Source organism: Ruegeria sp. H4, assembly GCF_056533065.1.
The window spans coordinates 2,121,725-2,138,338 of record NZ_JBQFOC010000001.1; the positions used below are offsets into that span (position 1 = coordinate 2,121,725).

General features: G+C 58.5%; 16 protein-coding genes. 2 read left to right on the plus strand and 14 right to left on the minus strand.

Going from position 1 to position 16,614, the window contains the following annotated elements; all coding sequences use genetic code 11:
* Positions 1 to 12 precede the first annotated feature (12 nt).
* The 4 genes from ACR0KG_RS10355 to ACR0KG_RS10370 are packed head-to-tail and all read right to left on the minus strand — an operon-like array spanning position 13 to position 3,390.
* Positions 13 to 1,050 (minus strand): LLM class flavin-dependent oxidoreductase, encoded by a 1,038-nt coding sequence (locus ACR0KG_RS10355; RefSeq protein WP_480549574.1) that lies wholly within the window; start codon positions 1,048 to 1,050, stop codon positions 13 to 15.
* A gap of 6 nt (positions 1,051 to 1,056) precedes the next feature.
* The gene (locus tag ACR0KG_RS10360) at positions 1,057 to 1,992 is read right to left on the minus strand and encodes a flavin reductase family protein (protein ID WP_480827203.1); all 936 of its coding nucleotides are present in this window, start codon (positions 1,990 to 1,992) and stop codon (positions 1,057 to 1,059) included.
* Positions 1,989 to 2,816, minus strand: a complete 828-nt coding sequence (locus ACR0KG_RS10365; protein ID WP_480827204.1) for an alpha/beta fold hydrolase — start codon at positions 2,814 to 2,816, stop codon at positions 1,989 to 1,991. The genes ACR0KG_RS10360 and ACR0KG_RS10365 overlap by 4 nt, the downstream gene beginning before the upstream one ends.
* The gene (locus ACR0KG_RS10370) at positions 2,788 to 3,390 is read right to left on the minus strand and encodes an amino acid synthesis family protein (protein WP_480544699.1); all 603 of its coding nucleotides are present in this window, start codon (positions 3,388 to 3,390) and stop codon (positions 2,788 to 2,790) included. Before ACR0KG_RS10370 ends, ACR0KG_RS10365 begins: the two co-directional genes overlap by 29 nt.
* A 103-nt stretch (positions 3,391 to 3,493) precedes the next feature.
* Here ACR0KG_RS10370 and ACR0KG_RS10375 point away from each other — a divergent pair, with 103 nt between their 5' ends.
* Positions 3,494 to 4,171, plus strand: a complete 678-nt coding sequence (locus ACR0KG_RS10375; RefSeq protein ID WP_480544698.1) for a GntR family transcriptional regulator — start codon at positions 3,494 to 3,496, stop codon at positions 4,169 to 4,171.
* A 43-nt stretch (positions 4,172 to 4,214) separates the two neighbouring features.
* Here ACR0KG_RS10375 and glnT read toward each other — a convergent pair whose 3' ends face one another.
* The 5 genes from glnT to ACR0KG_RS10400 all read right to left on the minus strand — a co-directional run bounded on the left by glnT (position 4,215) and on the right by ACR0KG_RS10400 (position 9,338).
* Entirely contained in the window at positions 4,215 to 5,543 is a 1,329-nt protein-coding gene (glnT, locus tag ACR0KG_RS10380; protein ID WP_480549584.1) for a type III glutamate--ammonia ligase, read from the minus strand.
* Between the two features lie 77 nt (positions 5,544 to 5,620).
* Positions 5,621 to 6,958, minus strand: a complete 1,338-nt coding sequence (locus ACR0KG_RS10385; RefSeq protein ID WP_480827205.1) for an FMN-binding glutamate synthase family protein — start codon at positions 6,956 to 6,958, stop codon at positions 5,621 to 5,623.
* A gap of 10 nt (positions 6,959 to 6,968) precedes the next feature.
* Positions 6,969 to 7,646, minus strand: a complete 678-nt coding sequence (locus tag ACR0KG_RS10390; protein WP_480827206.1) for a protein GlxC — start codon at positions 7,644 to 7,646, stop codon at positions 6,969 to 6,971.
* Between the two features lies 1 nt (position 7,647).
* The gene (locus ACR0KG_RS10395; protein ID WP_480827207.1) at positions 7,648 to 8,544 is read right to left on the minus strand and encodes a class II glutamine amidotransferase; all 897 of its coding nucleotides are present in this window, start codon (positions 8,542 to 8,544) and stop codon (positions 7,648 to 7,650) included.
* A 149-nt stretch (positions 8,545 to 8,693) separates the two neighbouring features.
* Complete coding sequence (locus tag ACR0KG_RS10400) at positions 8,694 to 9,338, minus strand: helix-turn-helix domain-containing protein (RefSeq protein WP_480549592.1); 645 nt, start codon at positions 9,336 to 9,338, stop codon at positions 8,694 to 8,696.
* A gap of 165 nt (positions 9,339 to 9,503) precedes the next feature.
* Between ACR0KG_RS10400 and ACR0KG_RS10405 the strand changes: the two genes are divergently transcribed.
* Positions 9,504 to 10,538 carry a GlxA family transcriptional regulator gene (locus tag ACR0KG_RS10405; RefSeq protein WP_480827208.1) on the plus strand — a complete coding sequence of 345 codons (1,035 nt, stop codon included), beginning with the start codon at positions 9,504 to 9,506 and terminating at the stop codon, positions 10,536 to 10,538.
* Between the two features lie 7 nt (positions 10,539 to 10,545).
* Here the strand turns inward: ACR0KG_RS10405 and ACR0KG_RS10410 are convergent, their stop codons facing one another.
* The 5 genes from ACR0KG_RS10410 to ACR0KG_RS10430 all read right to left on the minus strand — a co-directional run bounded on the left by ACR0KG_RS10410 (position 10,546) and on the right by ACR0KG_RS10430 (position 16,607).
* Positions 10,546 to 11,118, minus strand: a complete 573-nt coding sequence (locus ACR0KG_RS10410) for a sarcosine oxidase subunit gamma (RefSeq protein ID WP_480827209.1) — start codon at positions 11,116 to 11,118, stop codon at positions 10,546 to 10,548.
* The gene (locus ACR0KG_RS10415; RefSeq protein WP_480827210.1) at positions 11,111 to 14,071 is read right to left on the minus strand and encodes a sarcosine oxidase subunit alpha family protein; all 2,961 of its coding nucleotides are present in this window, start codon (positions 14,069 to 14,071) and stop codon (positions 11,111 to 11,113) included. Before ACR0KG_RS10415 ends, ACR0KG_RS10410 begins: the two co-directional genes overlap by 8 nt.
* On the minus strand, positions 14,068 to 14,355 hold the full coding sequence (locus ACR0KG_RS10420; protein WP_480827211.1) for a sarcosine oxidase subunit delta: 288 nt from the start codon (positions 14,353 to 14,355) through the stop codon (positions 14,068 to 14,070). Before ACR0KG_RS10420 ends, ACR0KG_RS10415 begins: the two co-directional genes overlap by 4 nt.
* 12 nt (positions 14,356 to 14,367) lie before the next feature.
* Complete coding sequence (locus ACR0KG_RS10425) at positions 14,368 to 15,618, minus strand: sarcosine oxidase subunit beta family protein (protein ID WP_480827212.1); 1,251 nt, start codon at positions 15,616 to 15,618, stop codon at positions 14,368 to 14,370.
* 116 nt (positions 15,619 to 15,734) lie between these two features.
* A complete protein-coding gene (locus ACR0KG_RS10430; protein WP_170535202.1) occupies positions 15,735 to 16,607 on the minus strand; it encodes a LysR family transcriptional regulator in 873 nt (290 codons plus the stop codon).
* Positions 16,608 to 16,614: the final 7 nt, after the last annotated feature.

Genomic DNA, 16,614 nt, shown 5'->3' on the forward strand with positions numbered 1-16,614 from the left:
TTCGGCACCTCTTTATTGAAACGTCGGCATGACGTCTTTGATAAACCGCTCAAGCGAGGCTTTCTTGCGCTCGAACGGCATGCTGGAATCGATCCAGAACGAGTATTCGTCATACCCCAACGCCTGATAATTGCGCAGACGGTCAATAACACTGTCAACCGTGCCGATGACCAGATCGCGCTCGATGTTTTCAGGGGAATAAAACGGATGCGCTGCGATCTCTTCCTCGGTCAGCGGATCGATCAGGCCTTGTGTAATCTCGCGCTTGTTCATGAACCAGGCACCGAAATAGTTGTAAAACCGGTTCAACTCGATCGCCGCCTGTTTCACATCCGCCTCATCGCTGGCCACATAGGTGTGCATCAGCAGCATGATACGCGGGCGCGGAATGTCGGGGAATTTGGCGCAGGCGTCGTTGAATTTGGACATCAGGCTTGTGACCTCTTCATCGCCGTTCCACAGCGGGGTCACCTGCACATTGCAGCCATTTGACACTGCGAACTCGTGGCTGTTCGGATCGCGTGCCGCAACCCAGATCGGGGGTCCATCCTGTTGCACCGGCTGCGGGGCTGAGGTTGTTTTTGGGAACTCAAAGAACTCACCTTTGTGTGCGTAATCCCCTTGCCAAAGGTTCTGAACGGTCGGGATCAACTCGCGCATCCGCTGCCCGGCTTCCCAGGCATCCATACCGGGCATCAGCCGTTCATATTCAAAGCTGTAAGCGCCCCGCGCGATACCCAGATCCAGACGGCCATCCGTGATGATGTCCGTCATTGCCGCTTCACCCGCCAGTCGGATCGGATGCCAGAACGGGGCGATGATCGTACCCGTACCAAGCCGCACGTTTTTGGTATGGCGCGCCACATCGACCAGATTCAGGAACGGGTTCGGCGCGATGGTGAAATTCATCCCGTGATGTTCACCGGTCCAGACCGCGTGCATGCCACCATCATCAGCGATTTTGCACAGCTGGATGAACTCATCATAAAGCTGCTTCTGGTCCTGATCTTCCGAGATCCGTTCCATATGCGCAAAGAGCGAGAATTTCATGCGCCTTTACCTCCTGCCGGACAGCGGCTTGACCTCACCGCTGACCTCGTTGCCGTAATACACCCCAAAGTTCCCGAGCGGGCTTTCCGCCGCAAACCGCTCCAGCATGGTACAGAGTGCCGGATCAGAGACATCCATCAGCGTCGAGGCTGTGATCTCGGTGAACACACCGTTTGCCGGGTCGCCGCTGTCTGCCTGACACAAGAACGAGATATGTTGCTGTTTGCGCGCTTCATCCTGAAAAACCGAGTAAATGAACCCGGGCTCGGCGTGGATGCCGCTTTCCCGGATCAGCTGCGCGAGTGCAGCATTTGCACCGCCCGCCACATCATCGGTTTTGGGAATGGTCAGGTGACCATTGCCATCATCTTGCAACAGGATTTCGCCATCCCTCTCGATCAAGGCGGAAACCACCATGTCAGACCGTTTGCTGAGTGCCCGCGCCTCGGCCGCTGGTGTGACATAGGCGCCACGCGCATAACCCAGACCCGGCGCGATATCCTGATCAAAAGCTTTGACCTGACCAATCAGGATCAGGTGATCGCCAGCATCAACGGTCTTATGCATGACGCAGTCGAACCAGGCAGAGACATCGCTCAGAATGGGCGAACCATGGGGTCCCGGCTGCCAGTCAACGGCTGCAAACCGATCCTCGACCGGGCGGGCAAAGGTGTTGGACACCTCGATTTGTGCCTCGGACAGGATGTTGATGGCAAATTGCTTGGTTGCGGCGAAGGTTTCGTAGTTGCTGGAGGTATTGGCCAGACAGACCAGAACCAAGGGCGGATCCAGAGAGACTGAGGTGAACGAGTTCGCGGTGAAGCCCAACGGTTCCCCTGCATCGTCATGGGTGGTGACAACAGTCACCCCTGTCATGAAACTGCCAAAGGCGTTGCGCAAGGCACGCGGGTCATCGAGTGTGATTGGGTTAAATTCAATCATGTCAGCACGTCCTGCTCGGTGGGCATATGCAACCAGTCGGTCAGGGCTGCGTTGACCTCATCCGGTGCCGTGAGGTTTACCATATGTCTGTGGTTTTTGATGATCACGGCGCGGCCATTGGGGGCCGCACTGGCCATCGCATGCGACATTGCGGGGGTGGAGTTCGGGTCGCTCTCACCGGTCAAAGCCAGCAGAGGGCATGTGATCTTGTCAAACCGTTCCGCATAAAGCACATCGCCACGGGCAAACGCATCGTAGGCTGTTGCGTAGCCGGCGATATCCACCTCCGACAGCCACCCTGCCACATCCTTTCGGGCCTGTTTTTCCATGGGGGTATCCCCAAACCAGCGTTGCAAGGGTGTTTCCAGATCGAACGATCCAGCCCTGATCTGTTCAGCCCGTGCGACGACTGAATCACTGGCCGCTGTGTCGCGACAGAATACGCCGTTCAGCAGTGCAACGCGCGCAACGCGATCGGGGTGGCAAACTGCAAAACCGCCTGCAATCAGGGCACCCATCGAGTGACCGGTCAGGTTCACCTGCTTTAGCTCAAGCGCATCGACAACGGCGCGCAACCAATCAACAAAGACCGGAAGCTCCGAGCCTGCGGGGATCGGGTCGCTGCCCCCGTGTCCCGGCATATCCAGAGCGACCACATGGTGCGTCTTCGACAGCGCTTGGATCTGCGGGGTCCAGGCCGCCGACTGCATGCCAACCCCGTGGATCAGCACAACGGGTGCGCGGATCCCCGCATGGGCCTGCCCGGCCTCGCGGTATGCGACCTGTCCGAACGGCTCAGACAGCTGCAGGGTTGTCAACGTCATGACCGAGTTCCTTCAGATCCTGATACCGGTCACCAATGCGGTGATGCGGGCGGCCCCCGATGGAGGCCCCTAATGCGATCATGATCTCATCAGGTGCGGGGGCATCCGCCACCTGCAGTTGAATGGTCAGATAGTGACTACGCCGCCCGCCATCGTTCTTGTCCATCAGCGGGATTTGCATCGCCGCATTGGCCGGACCGCGTGTGTTGGTGAACGCCAGATAGGATTTCGCGCCTACAGCCTCGCGGTAGAAATTGCCAAACCGCAGCGTGTGGATCAGGGCCGAGCCGTGCTCGACCTCGCCATTCACACCAACGATGGCGGCTTTGCCATAGCCTTCGACTTTGTCGCCACCGCCAGCAGCCTCCAGCACCATGTCGGTCAGCATCTTGCCTAGACCCGGCGCGCAATCGTGGATTTCGGGCTTTAGGTCGTCAACAAAACCGCGCCCGGCCCAGGGGTTTCTGATGACTGCAACGGCAGCAATCATCTTAAGCGGAGTTTCCGCCACCTTCCCCCCTTCGATCAGGGTGTTTTCAACATGCAGCAGGGTTTTGCGGATTTCGGCGGGCATTTGGCAGGTCCTTGCGATTCGATATAGAAGAAGATGGTATACCATCATACAATCTGTCAATCATACCTTGTGCAGAAATCACCAAACCGCTACTGCTTTGGCTATGGCAGCATCGAAACTGACGAAGATAGATCACCCTCCGGCCACCTTGCGCGACATGGTGCAAGAACGGATGCGCGAGGCGATCATCGAAGGTGCGTTCGAGCCCGGCGAGCGGCTGGTGGAACGTCCGCTTTGTGACCAGTTGGGTGTCAGCCGGACGGTGGTTCGCGAGACCATCCGATATCTCGAAGCGGAAGGTCTGGTAGAGATTCTGCCGGGACGCGGACCGATCGTCGCGATCATGACCTGGGAGGATGCGCGCCAAATCTATGATATCCGCCGCATGCTGGAAACCGCAGCCGCCGAGAACTGCGCACGCAACATGACCCCGGATCGTGAAAAGGCACTAAGGCATGCTCTGGACCGCCTTAGACGCGGGTTCAAGGGCAAAACCTCTGGCGCCGTGTTTCGCGCCACGGCGGATTTTTATTCCGAGATTTTTGACGGCGCGGGGCATCATATCGCCTGGGACATCGTCCAGCGCCTGAATGGGCGGATCAGCCGCCTACGCATGATGACCCTGTCGTCTAAAGACCGAGATCAGCCCGGTATCGCGCATATGGAACAGATTTGCGAGGCCATCATCTCGGGCAATCCTGCCGCCGCCCGCAAGGCGGTCGAGCGGCATCTGGATGACACCACGAGAATCGCGGAACGGCTTTTCGCGTCAGGTCCATGATCCACAGCCATTGGTTTGGATGATTGGTGCGGCACGCTTCTGGTCAGATATCCAGCGTATGCTCTTTCTCCCAGCGAGAGAAATGGCTGACGAATGAGGTCCATTCCTGATGTTTCATCTTCAGGTATGCTGCAGAAAACTCTTCGCCCATCGCGGTTTTCAAATCGGCGTCCCTGTCATACTCGCGCAGAGCATCCAGCATGTTCAGTGGCAATCTTGGTGCGTTCTCGACTGTGTGACCTTCGGCATACATGTCGATGTCATAGCGCGGTCCCGGATCGGCTTTGGAGCGAAGACCTGATAAGCCTGCCGCTATGATGACCGCCTGCAGCAGATAGGGATTGGTGGCACCGTCAGCGAGGCGCAGTTCGAACCGGCCCGGACCGGGCACCCGGACCATGTGGGTGCGGTTGTTGCCGGTCCAGGTCACGGTATTGGGGGCCCAGGTCGCGCCCGACATGGTGCGTGGGGCGTTGATGCGTTTGTACGAATTCACCGTCGGGTTGGTGATCGCCGCCAGAGCGCTGGCGTGCTTCATGATACCGCCGAGGAAGTGCTTGCCTTTCTCGCTGAGGCCAACCTCTCCCGTCGGACCGTCGCCCTCACCCGCAAACACGTTGGTTTTCGAACCTGCCCCCGGCGCGTCCCAGACCGAGATATGAGCATGGCAGCCATTACCGGTCAGCCCTTCGATAGGCTTGGGCATGAAGGTGGCGCGGAAGCCGTGCTTTTCTGCCACAGATTTGGTCATGAACTTGAAGAAAGAATGCTTGTCGGCTGTGCGCAGAACGTCATCAAATTCCCAGTTCATCTCGAACTGGCCATTGGCGTCCTCGTGGTCGTTCTGGTACGGGCCCCAACCGAGGTCGAGCATGTAGTCGCAGATCTCGCGCACCACGTCATAGCGGCGCATGACAGCTTGCTGATCGTAACAGGGTTTTTCGGCCGTATCGAACGGGTCACTGATTTGTTCACCATCGGGGGTCAGCAGGAAGAACTCAGCCTCGATGCCGGTTTTGACATGCATACCTTCGGCAGCGGCCTCATTGATTAGGCGGCGCAGCACGTTACGCGGGGCCTGGGCGACATCCTCGCCTTCCATGACGCAATTGGCGGCGACCCAAGCGACCTCGGGCTTCCAGGGCAGTTGGATCACTGAGGTCGGATCGGGCACGGCCAGCATATCCGGGTGCGCGGGGGTCATGTCGAGATAAGTGGCAAAGCCGGCAAAACCTGCGCCCTCTTCCTGCATCTCGGCTATGGCCTGTGCCGGAACCAGTTTGGCCCGCTGCCCACCGAACAGGTCGGTGAACGAGATCATAAAATATTTGACGCCTTTTTTTGCGGCGAAAGCAGCCAGATCTGTCGTCATGGTCGGCTTTCCTTTCCCTGTTGGATCAAAAGAAGAAAGGCGCCGCCCGTTGGGGCCGCGCCTTGGTGTTTGTTCAATCAGAACCCGGCCTTTCCGGGGTACCAGTCGGTGCCCGCCAGCGGCACCTTTGCCATGGCCGCTGCCTCCATCGTCAGGGCGCAGAGGTCCTCGGGCTCCAGATTATGCAGGCTGTTATGGCCACAGGCGCGGGCAATGGTCTGCGCCTCAAGGGTCATGACGTTCAGATAATTGCGCAGCCGTCGCCCAGCCTCGACGGGGTCCAGCCGTGCGGCGAGGTCCGGGTCCTGCGTGGTGATGCCCGCCGGGTCCTGCCCTTCATGCCAGTCATCATAGGCCCCGGTGGTAGTGCCGAGCTTCTGATACTCGGCCTCCCATTTGGGATCGTTGTCGCCCAAAGCGATCAGGGCCGCTGTGCCAATGGCCACCGCATCAGCGCCCAGAGCCATCGCCTTGGCCACATCTGCACCCGAGCGAATACCGCCCGAGATCACCAGCTGGACCTCACGATGCACGCCCAGATCCTGCAGCGCCTGAACGGCGGGGCGGATACAGGCCAGCGTCGGGATGCCGACATGTTCGATGAACACGTCCTGCGTGGCAGCGGTACCGCCCTGCATCCCGTCCATCACAACCACATCGGCCCCAGCCTTCACCGCCAGTGCGGTGTCATAGTAGGGACGTGTCGCGCCGACCTTGACGTAGATCGGCACCTGCCAGTTGGTGATTTCGCGCAGTTCAAGGATTTTGATCTCAAGATCATCCGGCCCGGTCCAGTCCGGGTGACGACAGGCTGAGCGCTGGTCGATCCCCTTGGGCAGTGTGCGCATCTCGGCGACGCGGTCGCTGATCTTCTGACCCAATAGCATGCCGCCGCCGCCGGGCTTTGCACCCTGCCCCACAACGATTTCAATCGCATCCGCCTTACGCAGGTCGTTGGGATTCATGCCGTAGCGCGAGGGCAGATACTGATAGACCAGTTTCGAGGAATGACCGCGTTCTTCGGGAGTCATACCCCCGTCGCCGGTCGTGGTGGACGTGCCTGCCATCGACGCGCCACGGCCCAAGGCTTCTTTCGCGGGGCCGGACAGCGCCCCAAAGCTCATACCCGCAATGGTGACGGGAATGTCCAGTTGAATGGGGGTCTTGGCAAAGCGCGTGCCCAAGGTGACCGAGGTATCGCAGTGTTCGCGATAGCCTTCCAACGGATAGCGGCTGACCGATGCGCCCAGAAACAGCAAATCGTCGAAATGCGGCACCTTGCGTTTGGCTCCACCGCCGCGAATGTCATAGATACCGGTGGCTGCTGCACGCCGGATTTCAGCGTTGACCTCATTTGAAAACGTCGCCGATCGGATCGGCATGGTACGCGGGGTGTTTTGATCCGTGTCTTTCATTCCGATCTCCTTAATAGGCGTTGTCGAGGTCAAAGTTATAGAGCTTGCGACCCGAGCCATAGCGCCTGAACTCTTCGGGCTTGGCGTCACTGCCTGCGCGGTCCAGCAAATCCTTCAGAATCTCCAGATGTTCAGGACGCATCTCTTTCTCGACGCAGTCCGCGCCCAGGCTTTTGACCGAGCCACGAACGAACAGCCTTGCTTCATAGAGTGAATCGCCAAGCGCATCGCCCGCATCACCACAAACCACGAGGTTCCCCGCCTGCGCCATGAAGGCCGACATATGGCCGATATTGCCATGCACCACGATGTCGATGCCCTTCATCGAGATCCCGCAGCGTGAGCTCGCGTTGCCCTTGATCACCAGCAGCCCGCCATGCCCGGTTGCGCCCGCATATTGGCTGGCATCGCCGTCAATGATCACGGTGCCTGACATCATATTCTCAGCGACGCCCGGCCCTACAGAGCCCTCGACCAAAATGGTCGCCTGCTGGTTCATGCCCGCGCAATAATATCCTGTGGACCCTTTGACCGTGACCTCAATCGGGGCATCCAGACCCACCGCAATAGCGTGGCTGCCCTTGGGGTTCTGCACCTCCCAGCTGGTCTGGTTGGTCTCAGTGCTTTGTGCCTGCAAGGCCGCGTTCAAGCCGCGCAGACCGCTTTCTTCGACATCATAGACCTGCATGCTAGTGGCTCCAGAAATAGACGGTTGCGGGTTCAGGCTCCCAGACCTTGGCGGCTTGGATGCCCGGCAAGTTTACCAGCGCGCGATATTCGCTGCCAAAGGCCACGTATTGATCGGTCTCGGCCATCACTGCAGGTTTGCACGCGATCGGATCGCGGACGACACCAAACCCGTCCTTGGTTCCAACAACAAAGGTGAAGAACCCATCGAGGTCTTGCAGACTGCTTTCCAGCGCTTCGCCCAGCGTTGCCCCGTTCTGCATCTTCCAGGTCAGGTAGGCCGCGCCAACCTCGGTATCGTTCATCGACTCGACCCGCACGCCTTCACGCTTCAGCTTTCGGCGCAGCGCGTTGTGGTTGGACAGTGAGCCGTTATGAACAAGGCACTGATCTGCGCCCGTGTTGAAGGGATGGGCCCCTTCCGTGGTGACGGCGGATTCGGTGGCCATACGAGTATGCCCGATACCGTGGCTGCCGCCCATTTTTGTAAGCCCGAAACGATCCGCAACATCCTGAGGCAACCCAACCTCTTTATAGATCTCAATCGCTTCGCCGTCCGACATGACGCGCAGGCCCGGACGCAGCTCTCGCACGGTTTGGCGGGCCTGTTCGACTTTAGCGCTCTCAAGGCTCAGAACCGCATGAGTGTCATTCGCCCGCAGCGAGATATCGGTGCCGATTGCGGTACCAAGATCGGCGGCCAGGGTTGGAAAATCCTGATCAGGTACATCCGACTGAACCGTCAGCTTTGCGCGCCCATCGGCCTCGGTTCCGTATATGGCGATACCGGCACTGTCCGGGCCGCGGTCGGTCATTGTGACCAGCATATCCGTCAGCATTGTCCCCAGCTCAGGTTCCAGCGTTTTGTCTTTGAGAAACAGACCGACAATTCCGCACATCCGCTTGATCCTCCGAAATTCTGTCGAACGGAAGATAGCAGCGCGCCTCACTAATAGCAACACCAAGAAATTAATATTCCTGACAGGAATAATTGAGTTGCTAAAATCTCAGACGCTTCAACGCGATCCACGAAAATTGAAGGCCGGATTTAGCCGGTTTGAGGATATGAGATGATCGACAGATATTTCGCGGGTAGTTTCACCAGAACCTCCGGCCCATGAGGTGCATCGGCATCAAAGAACAACGTATCGCCGGGTTTGAGTGGGTAGATTTCATCGCCATGGCGATAGTCGACCTCACCCTCCAGCATGTACAGCATCTCGATCCCGTCATGCTGAAAGGTTGGGAAACGGTCTGATTCCTCGGTCAGCGTAATCAAATAGGGTTCAACCACAACGCCGCTGCCATTCGCGCCCAGATGTCCCAGCAGGTTATACTGATGCCCGGCCCGCGTTCCGGCCCGCTCGGTCTCGGCCCCCTCGCCTGCTTTGGTGTGCACGGCGTTTCTGGTTTCCTCGTAGCGGCGAAAGAACGACGTAATCGGGGCACTCAGCGCATCTGCCAGTGCTTGCAATGTGCTCAGAGAAGGCGACGTTGCCCCGTTTTCAATCTTGGACAGCATACTGATCGACAAGCCTGTCAGGGCAGATAACTCGGATATCGTAGTTCCCTGTTGCAATCGAAGCGCTTTGATTTCGCGGCCAATCGCGGTTTCGAGGTTCTTCTCACCGCTGTCGCGCAGCCGGTGCGGATTCTGCGAAAGGGTCGCGTTGTCTTCGCTTATCTTAGCCAAAGTTATTTCCGCTCCATTGATGTTATTTGTTAGCCACGCCCAACCATGTCACATAGTGGTCTACCTTGGGTAGATGGTCTTGAGGGGAATATTTTTTGCATCTAGGTATAAAGCCGACACAGTCTTGTGACGTTTAGGCCCAGACTACGAGTAACGGAGGCTGACATGCCCCAAACAGCGCCACCCCTGAAAGACCTGGGCCTGGAAGGGCGCGAAGAGATTTCCGTCGGCTTTCTTCTGCTGCCCAGCTTTCCGATGGCCTGTCTGTCATCAGTGATCGAACCGTTGCGCGCGGCCAATGAAATCGCACAGAGAAAACTGTTTGTTTGGACACTGTATTCCGAGGATGGCGCGTCGGTTGATTGTAGTGCAGGCATTCAGTTTCAAGCTGGCGGCGCGTTGAACGCTATAGAAAGCGTTGATTTTCTTGTTGTCTTGTCCGAACCCGACGGACAGTTTAATGCGCCAAATGACGTGTCCGCCAAGCTGCGCTACCTGTCGCGCCACGGCACCAGGCTATGCGCAATCAGCGGAGGAGTCTTTCCACTGGCCAAGTCCGGTGTGCTGGACGGACAAACCTGTTCGGTCCATTGGCTTTATCGCACCGCGTTCGAGCACGCTTTTCCTCAGATCGAGGTCAGCAATGATGTGATTGCCGTGAACCAACGCAGCTTTACCGCTTCAGGCGCGGCAGCGGCCTTTGATCTCACGTTGCATATGATAGAAACCACTTTGGGTGATGCAATCATGACCGAGGTTGCGTGCTGGTTCCAGCATCCCGCGATCCGCAGCCCGAATATCCGCCAGAAAACCCCGACCTTTCAGACCGATGAAACCGCTGATCATCTACCAACCGTGGTCTCACATGCGGTTCGACTGTTTTCCGAGAACCTTGAGTTTCCGCTGACAACGCGCGAAATCGCGCAGCAGGTTGGCGTATCGGCCCGCCATCTTGAGCGCAGCTTTCGCCAAGCGGTGGGCCAAAGCCCTGGTGAATACTATCGGCAGCTGCGCCTGCGCGCGGCACGGCAACTGGTGATCTATACGCAGGATTCGCTCACATCCATCGCGCAGGCGGTTGGCTATACCAACCCGACCTCGATGTCGCGGCAATATGCCGAGCAATTTGGCGCCTCACCCCGCCAGGATCGTCAGGCGCGTAATCAGTTCCGGCATACGCGCGACAGCTTCCTGCACTGAATGCGGTTTAGCGCCCCCCGATCGACTGCGCCGCCTCTTCCAATGCGTGATACAGCGAACCTGCCGAGGACCTTGGCCCCAAAACCGCAAAGCGTGTTCCGGCTTCGATGCACCACAGGTAGCAGCCAATGTGATGAATGGCGCAACGGGTCGCTTTCTGGGCCTGCATAACGCGAATATCTACGTTGCACAGCCGCTCGTACAGATCGCAGACAGAGGCGCCTGCTACATCAAACCGGCACCAGCCATCGGTTTGTTCAACCACCGAGGCCGTGTCCTGCAAGGCAGATTTGAGGTCTGCGGCAATGGCGTGATGTGAAGCATAGCTCGCGTCGATCATCCAACTGTCAGGACCAATCCAAAAGGCGGAGTACGGCGAACCGACCTCTGCGCCCCCAGGGTTAGGGAGTTCGATCCCTAGCGTGTCTTTTGCCCGTTTGGCGAATTTGGCATCCTGACCCAATCGCATTGACACGGAAGCCAAAGCGCGGTCGGCAACCTCGCTCAGGGTGATATCGCCAATGGTCGACACCTTTGGTTCACGCGCACCCAGTGCGGTGATGGCTTTCAGTTTATGCACGAAGACGCTCCCCTTGCGGATCAACAAAATGGGCGCTGACGACCTCAACCTCAGTCTCGGACCCTTCCAGAGGATTAACCAGACGGATGACTTCTCCTATCCGGTCAGCCCCGTTTTTCAGGAAACCAAGCCCAATCGAGGAACCCAGGTTTGGCGAATACGCCGCCGAGGTGACATAGCCCTGATCATGAGCTGCATCGACCGGCCCATCCTTGTTCATCAGATGCCCACCCGCAGTGACGGGTTGTGTGGCATTGACCGGTTTCAGCCCCACCAATCGCAACGCGTCCGGTTCATTCAACCCGCCCCGTTCGCTGAGCGTATTGCCGATACAGTCTTTCTTCTTGCTGACCATCCGCCCAAGGCCGAGGTTCAGCGCCGTTGTCGTGCCATTGATCTCATTGCCTGTCGCGTGACCTTTTTCGATCCGCATAACACCCAGGGCTTCGGTGCCATAGGGGGTCACATCAAACTCTTCTCCTGCCTCCATCAGCGCCCGGATCAGGGCGTCACCATAGCGGGTCGGCACCGCGATCTCATAGGCCAGCTCACCGCTGAACGAGATACGGAACAGCCGCGCGCGGCAGCCGCCGCAGACCGTGATTTCGCTGCAGGCCATGAACGGGAAGGCGTCGTTTGAGATGTCGAACTCGGCATCAACCAGTTTTTGCAGCAGCTTGCGCGAATTTGGCCCGGCAACAGCATATTGCGCCCAGGCCTCGGTGGTTGAGATCAGTTGAACATCCAGATCGGGCCACAGACATTGCCGCGCAAATTCCATCTGGCGATAGACCAAAACTGCGTTTGCCGTGGTTGTGGTGACAACGAAATGATCCTCGGAAAACCGCGCGGCGGTGCCGTCGTCATAGGCGATCCCATCCTCACGCAACATCAGACCATAACGCACCTTGCCGACAGGCAGTTTGGCGAAACCGTTCGAGTAGATCTTGTTCAGAAACTCCGCCGCATCCGCACCTTGCACGTCGATCTTGCCCAGCGTGGTCACATCGCAGATGCCGACCGAGTTGCGGGTCGCCAGAACCTCGCGATCCACCGACTGCCGCCAATGGGTTTCGCCCTTGCGCGGATACCACTGCGCACGCAGCCAGTCGCCCGCTTCCGTGAATACCGCGCCCTGCTCGACTGCCCATTTGTGGCTTGGGGTCTCGCGGGTTGGATGGAAATGCTTGCCAATGGCGCGTCCGGCTAGCGTCCCCATGGCCACCGGCGTATAGGGTGGTCGGAAAATCGTCGTCCCGGTCTCGGGGATCGACTTGCCGGTCATCTCGGCCATCACCGCCAGACCGCCCATATTCGAGGTCTTGCCCTGATCGGTTGCCATCCCAAGGGTCGTATAGCGTTTCAGATGCTCGACCGAGACATAGTTCTCTTGATGCGCCAGTTTCACATCCTTGACGGTCACGTCGTTCTGCTGGTCGATCCAGGCCCGGCCTTTGCCGTCTTTCACATACCAGAAGGGCTCCAGGTTGACCGGCGCATCCTCGGCTTCCGGCAGATCGCCCGGCGTGGTCTGAATGCCCAGATCAGCCAGCGCCTCGACTGCACGGGCGGCCCCGGTTTCCAGCGCGCCATGGGTCGACAGTGCGCCTGCGGCTGCACCAGCCACAGACAGGCCAACCGGAAGAGATTCACCCGGCACAAACGCAGCCAGAGCCTCGTTCCACTCAGGCCGCCCACGCTGATGGCACGTCAGATGAACGTTCGGATTCCAGCCGCCCGAAACAGCAAGCGCACCGCAGATAACATCCGTGGTAAAGCCTTGCTGCGTTTGGATCGTAATGGTCTCAAGGCCGAGCCGCCCTTTGCTGCCAATGACCTGAGCCCCGGCAAACAGCTCGGCACCCGTGACCGCTGGCGCATCGGCTCGCGTGTCGATCACCGCGGCAACATTAACGCCCTTTGCCATAAGGTCCGCAGCGGTGCGATGCCCGTCATCGTTATTGGTGAAGACCGCCACCCGTTCATGCGGCGTCACCGCCCAGCGATTGGCATACGAGCGCACAGCAGCCGCCATCATGATGCCTGGTCGATCATTGTTCGGGAAAGCGATGGGGCGCTCGGTAGCACCTGCACACAGAACCGCCCGTTTCGAATAGATCCGCCAGAAGATCTGACGCGGCTCGGCCGCTCCGGGCTGCGGTTTGTGGTCCGCGATCCGTTCAACTGCGCCGTAGATGCCGTGGTCGAATGCCCCGATCACCGTGGTGCGCGGCAACAAGCGGACATTGTCCATAGACATGAGTTCGGCCACGGTTTGAGCCGCCCAAGCTGACCCCGCTATGTCACTGATGGCAAAACTCTCGGAGTTCAGCCGTCCACCCAGGGCAAAATCTTCATCCGCCAGAATGACCCGCGCCCCGGCACGGCCTGCCGTCAGGGCGGCAGATAGACCCGCAGGACCTGCGCCGATCACGAGCAGATCGCAATGAAGGAAGCCTTTGTCATATAGGTCTGGATCATCTTCGCCCGACACGCTGCCCAGCCCGGCGGCGTGGCGGATGATGGGCTCGTACAGCTTCTCCCAAAACGCCTTGGGCCACATGAAGGTTTTGTAGTAAAAGCCCGCCGTCAGGAAGTTGCTGAACAGATCGTTGACCGCCATCACGTCGCGTTGCAGTGACGGCCACCGGTTCTGAGACTGCGCCTCAAGCCCATCATATAGCTCAGCCACAGTCGCGCGTGTATTTGGCTCCTGCCGCCCGCCTTGGCGCAGTTCGACCAGCGCGTTGGGTTCTTCTGACCCGGCGGTCAGCACACCGCGCGGACGGTGGTATTTGAAGGATCGGCCCATCAGGCGCTCGCCATTGGCCAGCAAGGCCGAGGCCAGCGTATCGCCTGCAAGCCCCTGATAGTTTTTGCCATCAAAAGTGAAGCTCAGGCTCTGCCCGTGGTCGACCAGACCACCCTTCAATCGATTGATCTGTCTGCTCATCTGCCGCGCCCCTGTGCCCGGGCCACGTCGCGGGCCAGTTCAACTTTGGTAATTTCATGAGTCAGCGTGTTGCGCGTGACCACCAGCCACGACCGGTCACCTTGTTCATGATACCAAAGCTCCCGATGCTCACCCGCCGGGTTATCGCGCAAGTAGAGATAGTCATGAAACGCTTCGTCCGCGTTATCGGCCTGCCAGTCGGGTCGGTTGATCAACGCCGCGTCGCCCAGATACACGAATTCCTGCGCATCGCGGGGGCCGAGAAGAGGATGTTCGATAATCATATGTCGGCTCCCTCAATGCAGGTTGGGCTGCGCGCCCGCCCCTCGTTCATCAATCATGTGCCCGGTGCGGAACCGATCCAGACGATAGGCTGTCGCCACCTCATGCGGGCGGTCTGTCGACAGCAAATGCGCAAAGCACCAGCCCGAGGCTGGCGTAGCCTTGAAGCCTCCATAGCACCAGCCGCCATTGAAATAGAGCCCATCGATCCCGGTGCGATCAATGAATGGTGAACCATCCATCGACATGTCCATCACACCGCCCCAGGCCCGCAAAAGACGCACCCGGCCCAGGGCCGGGATCAGTGAGATGCCGCTTTCCACGACATGCTCGATCACCGGAAGGTTACCGCGTTGTGCATAGGTGTTGTACATGTCGATATCGCCGCCAAAGACCAGACCGCCCTTGTCGGATTGGCTCAGGTAGAAATGCCCGGCACCATAGGTGATCACACCCGGGATTATCGGTTTCAGCCCTTCGGACACAAACGCCTGCAGCACATGGCTTTCGATGGGCAAACGCATCCCCGCCTTCTGCATCACCCGACTGGACGAGCCCGCAACGGCCACGCCGACTTTCTTGGCCCCGATATACCCGCGTGAGGTCTCAACCCCCAATACCCGGCCATTTTCAATGCGAAAGCCCGTGACCTCGCAGTTCTGAATGATATCCACGCCACGCATATCTGCGCCGCGCGCATAGCCCCAGGCCACCGCGTCGTGGCGCACTGTGCCGCCACGCCGATGCAGCAGGCCACCTTTGATCGGGAACCGCGCGTTGTTGAAGTTCAAGAACGGGTACATGGCGCGAACGCCTTCGGTGTCCAACAACTCGGCATCCGAGCCGTTCAGGATCATCGCATTGCCCCGCCGCCGCGCCGCATCGACTTGCGCGTCGGTATGCACAAGGTTCAGAATACCGCGCTGGCTGACCATGGCATTGAAATTGAAATCCTGTTCCAACCCTTCCCACAGTTTCAGCGAGAATTCATAGAAAGGCTCATTCCCATCCAGCAGATAATTCGAGCGGATGATGGTTGTGTTTCGCCCAACGTTGCCGCCGCCGATCCAGCCTTTTTCCAGCACGGCGATCCGCGCCTCGCCGAATTCCTTGGCCAGATAGTAAGCGGTGGCCAACCCGTGGCCGCCGCCACCCACGACGATGATGTCATATTCGCTTTTGGGCTCGGGATCGCGCCAGGCTGATCGCCAGCCTTTGTGCCCAGTCAACGCTTCTTTGATGATCCGAAATCCGGAGTATTGCATGGCTCACTCGTGTCAGTTTGAAAACAACATGCGCGATTCGAGAGAGGATGGCTTAGATGAAATGCGGTCTAGACTTGTCTTTTTGCGACCTGATGTCGGATCGCCGTGTTAGCGTCTCAGCCCAGTTTTTGGCTTAGAATGAAGGCGCTGCATTCGTTGGTCAGCTGTTTGAACCGTGATTTTTCTTTTTTGTACAGATACACCTGTCGCTTGTCCGGCAGGTCAGACAGCAAGCGGAACGCTGTGGTTTCCGGGATGAAGCGCGCAACGGTTTGGGGCAATATGGTGACCCATTTGCCAGTGCGAACCATGGTGATCAGCGAATGGGTGTTGTGAATGGTGACCTCGGCGTCGGCAATGGCCGTCACAAACTTTGGCGTCTGGATCAGATCGCAGAGTGCATTGCGAACGAATGAGGCGGCAATCACATCCTCAACAGTCGGCAGTTCAGGTTGCGCCATCAAGGGATGGTCCGAGGCGCAGACCAGACCAAACTGGTCTTCGAACAAGGGGATCGCGTTGATGCCTTTGAGCGGATGGAAGCCCGATGCTATGCCTATATCGGCTTTGCCTTCCGATAGCGCGTCCAGGACCTGTTGCGTGTCTGTATCCCGCAGCTCGACCTTCACGCCCGGAAACCGCTGTGTCATGTGTTCGAGGACCGAAGGGAAGATCAGCGCCGCAACCGAAGGGACCGATGCGATGCGGATCAACCCGTGAGAGGCATCTGCCGCGGCCTCGATCGACTGCACGGTCTGGTCGAACTGGCGCACCTGTTTCTGGGCAATCTCGAATACCTGCTCACCCAGTGCGGACAGGTGGTTTTTACGTTCACCGACAAACAGCTTCTTGCCCAGATGGCTTTCGAATTGCTTGAGGGTCATCGAAACAGCCGATTGCGTGCGCCCCAGCCTGTCGGCGGCTTCGGACAGGTTGCCGGTTTGCGCAACGGCACAGAAACAGCGCAGCATTTCAATTTTTATGGCCATATTTCAG

What these genes read in the sequence shown, in the direction of transcription:
- ACR0KG_RS10395 (WP_480827207.1), bottom strand. Translation starts at nt 8,544, where the DNA reads ATGTGCGGAATTGTCGGTCTGTTTCTCAAAGACAAAACGCTGGAACCT.
- ACR0KG_RS10365 (WP_480827204.1), bottom strand. Translation starts at nt 2,816, where the DNA reads ATGACGTTGACAACCCTGCAGCTGTCTGAGCCGTTCGGACAGGTCGCA.
- ACR0KG_RS10370 (WP_480544699.1), bottom strand. Translation starts at nt 3,390, where the DNA reads ATGCCCGCCGAAATCCGCAAAACCCTGCTGCATGTTGAAAACACCCTG.
- ACR0KG_RS10415 (WP_480827210.1), bottom strand. Translation starts at nt 14,071, where the DNA reads ATGAGCAGACAGATCAATCGATTGAAGGGTGGTCTGGTCGACCACGGG.
- ACR0KG_RS10430 (WP_170535202.1), bottom strand. Translation starts at nt 16,607, where the DNA reads ATGGCCATAAAAATTGAAATGCTGCGCTGTTTCTGTGCCGTTGCGCAA.
- ACR0KG_RS10390 (WP_480827206.1), bottom strand. Translation starts at nt 7,646, where the DNA reads ATGCAGGTCTATGATGTCGAAGAAAGCGGTCTGCGCGGCTTGAACGCG.
- ACR0KG_RS10375 (WP_480544698.1), top strand. Translation starts at nt 3,494, where the DNA reads ATGGCAGCATCGAAACTGACGAAGATAGATCACCCTCCGGCCACCTTG.
- ACR0KG_RS10355 (WP_480549574.1), bottom strand. Translation starts at nt 1,050, where the DNA reads ATGAAATTCTCGCTCTTTGCGCATATGGAACGGATCTCGGAAGATCAG.
- glnT (WP_480549584.1), bottom strand. Translation starts at nt 5,543, where the DNA reads ATGACGACAGATCTGGCTGCTTTCGCCGCAAAAAAAGGCGTCAAATAT.
- ACR0KG_RS10405 (WP_480827208.1), top strand. Translation starts at nt 9,504, where the DNA reads ATGCCCCAAACAGCGCCACCCCTGAAAGACCTGGGCCTGGAAGGGCGC.
- ACR0KG_RS10385 (WP_480827205.1), bottom strand. Translation starts at nt 6,958, where the DNA reads ATGAAAGACACGGATCAAAACACCCCGCGTACCATGCCGATCCGATCG.
- ACR0KG_RS10420 (WP_480827211.1), bottom strand. Translation starts at nt 14,355, where the DNA reads ATGATTATCGAACATCCTCTTCTCGGCCCCCGCGATGCGCAGGAATTC.
- ACR0KG_RS10360 (WP_480827203.1), bottom strand. Translation starts at nt 1,992, where the DNA reads ATGATTGAATTTAACCCAATCACACTCGATGACCCGCGTGCCTTGCGC.
- ACR0KG_RS10425 (WP_480827212.1), bottom strand. Translation starts at nt 15,618, where the DNA reads ATGCAATACTCCGGATTTCGGATCATCAAAGAAGCGTTGACTGGGCAC.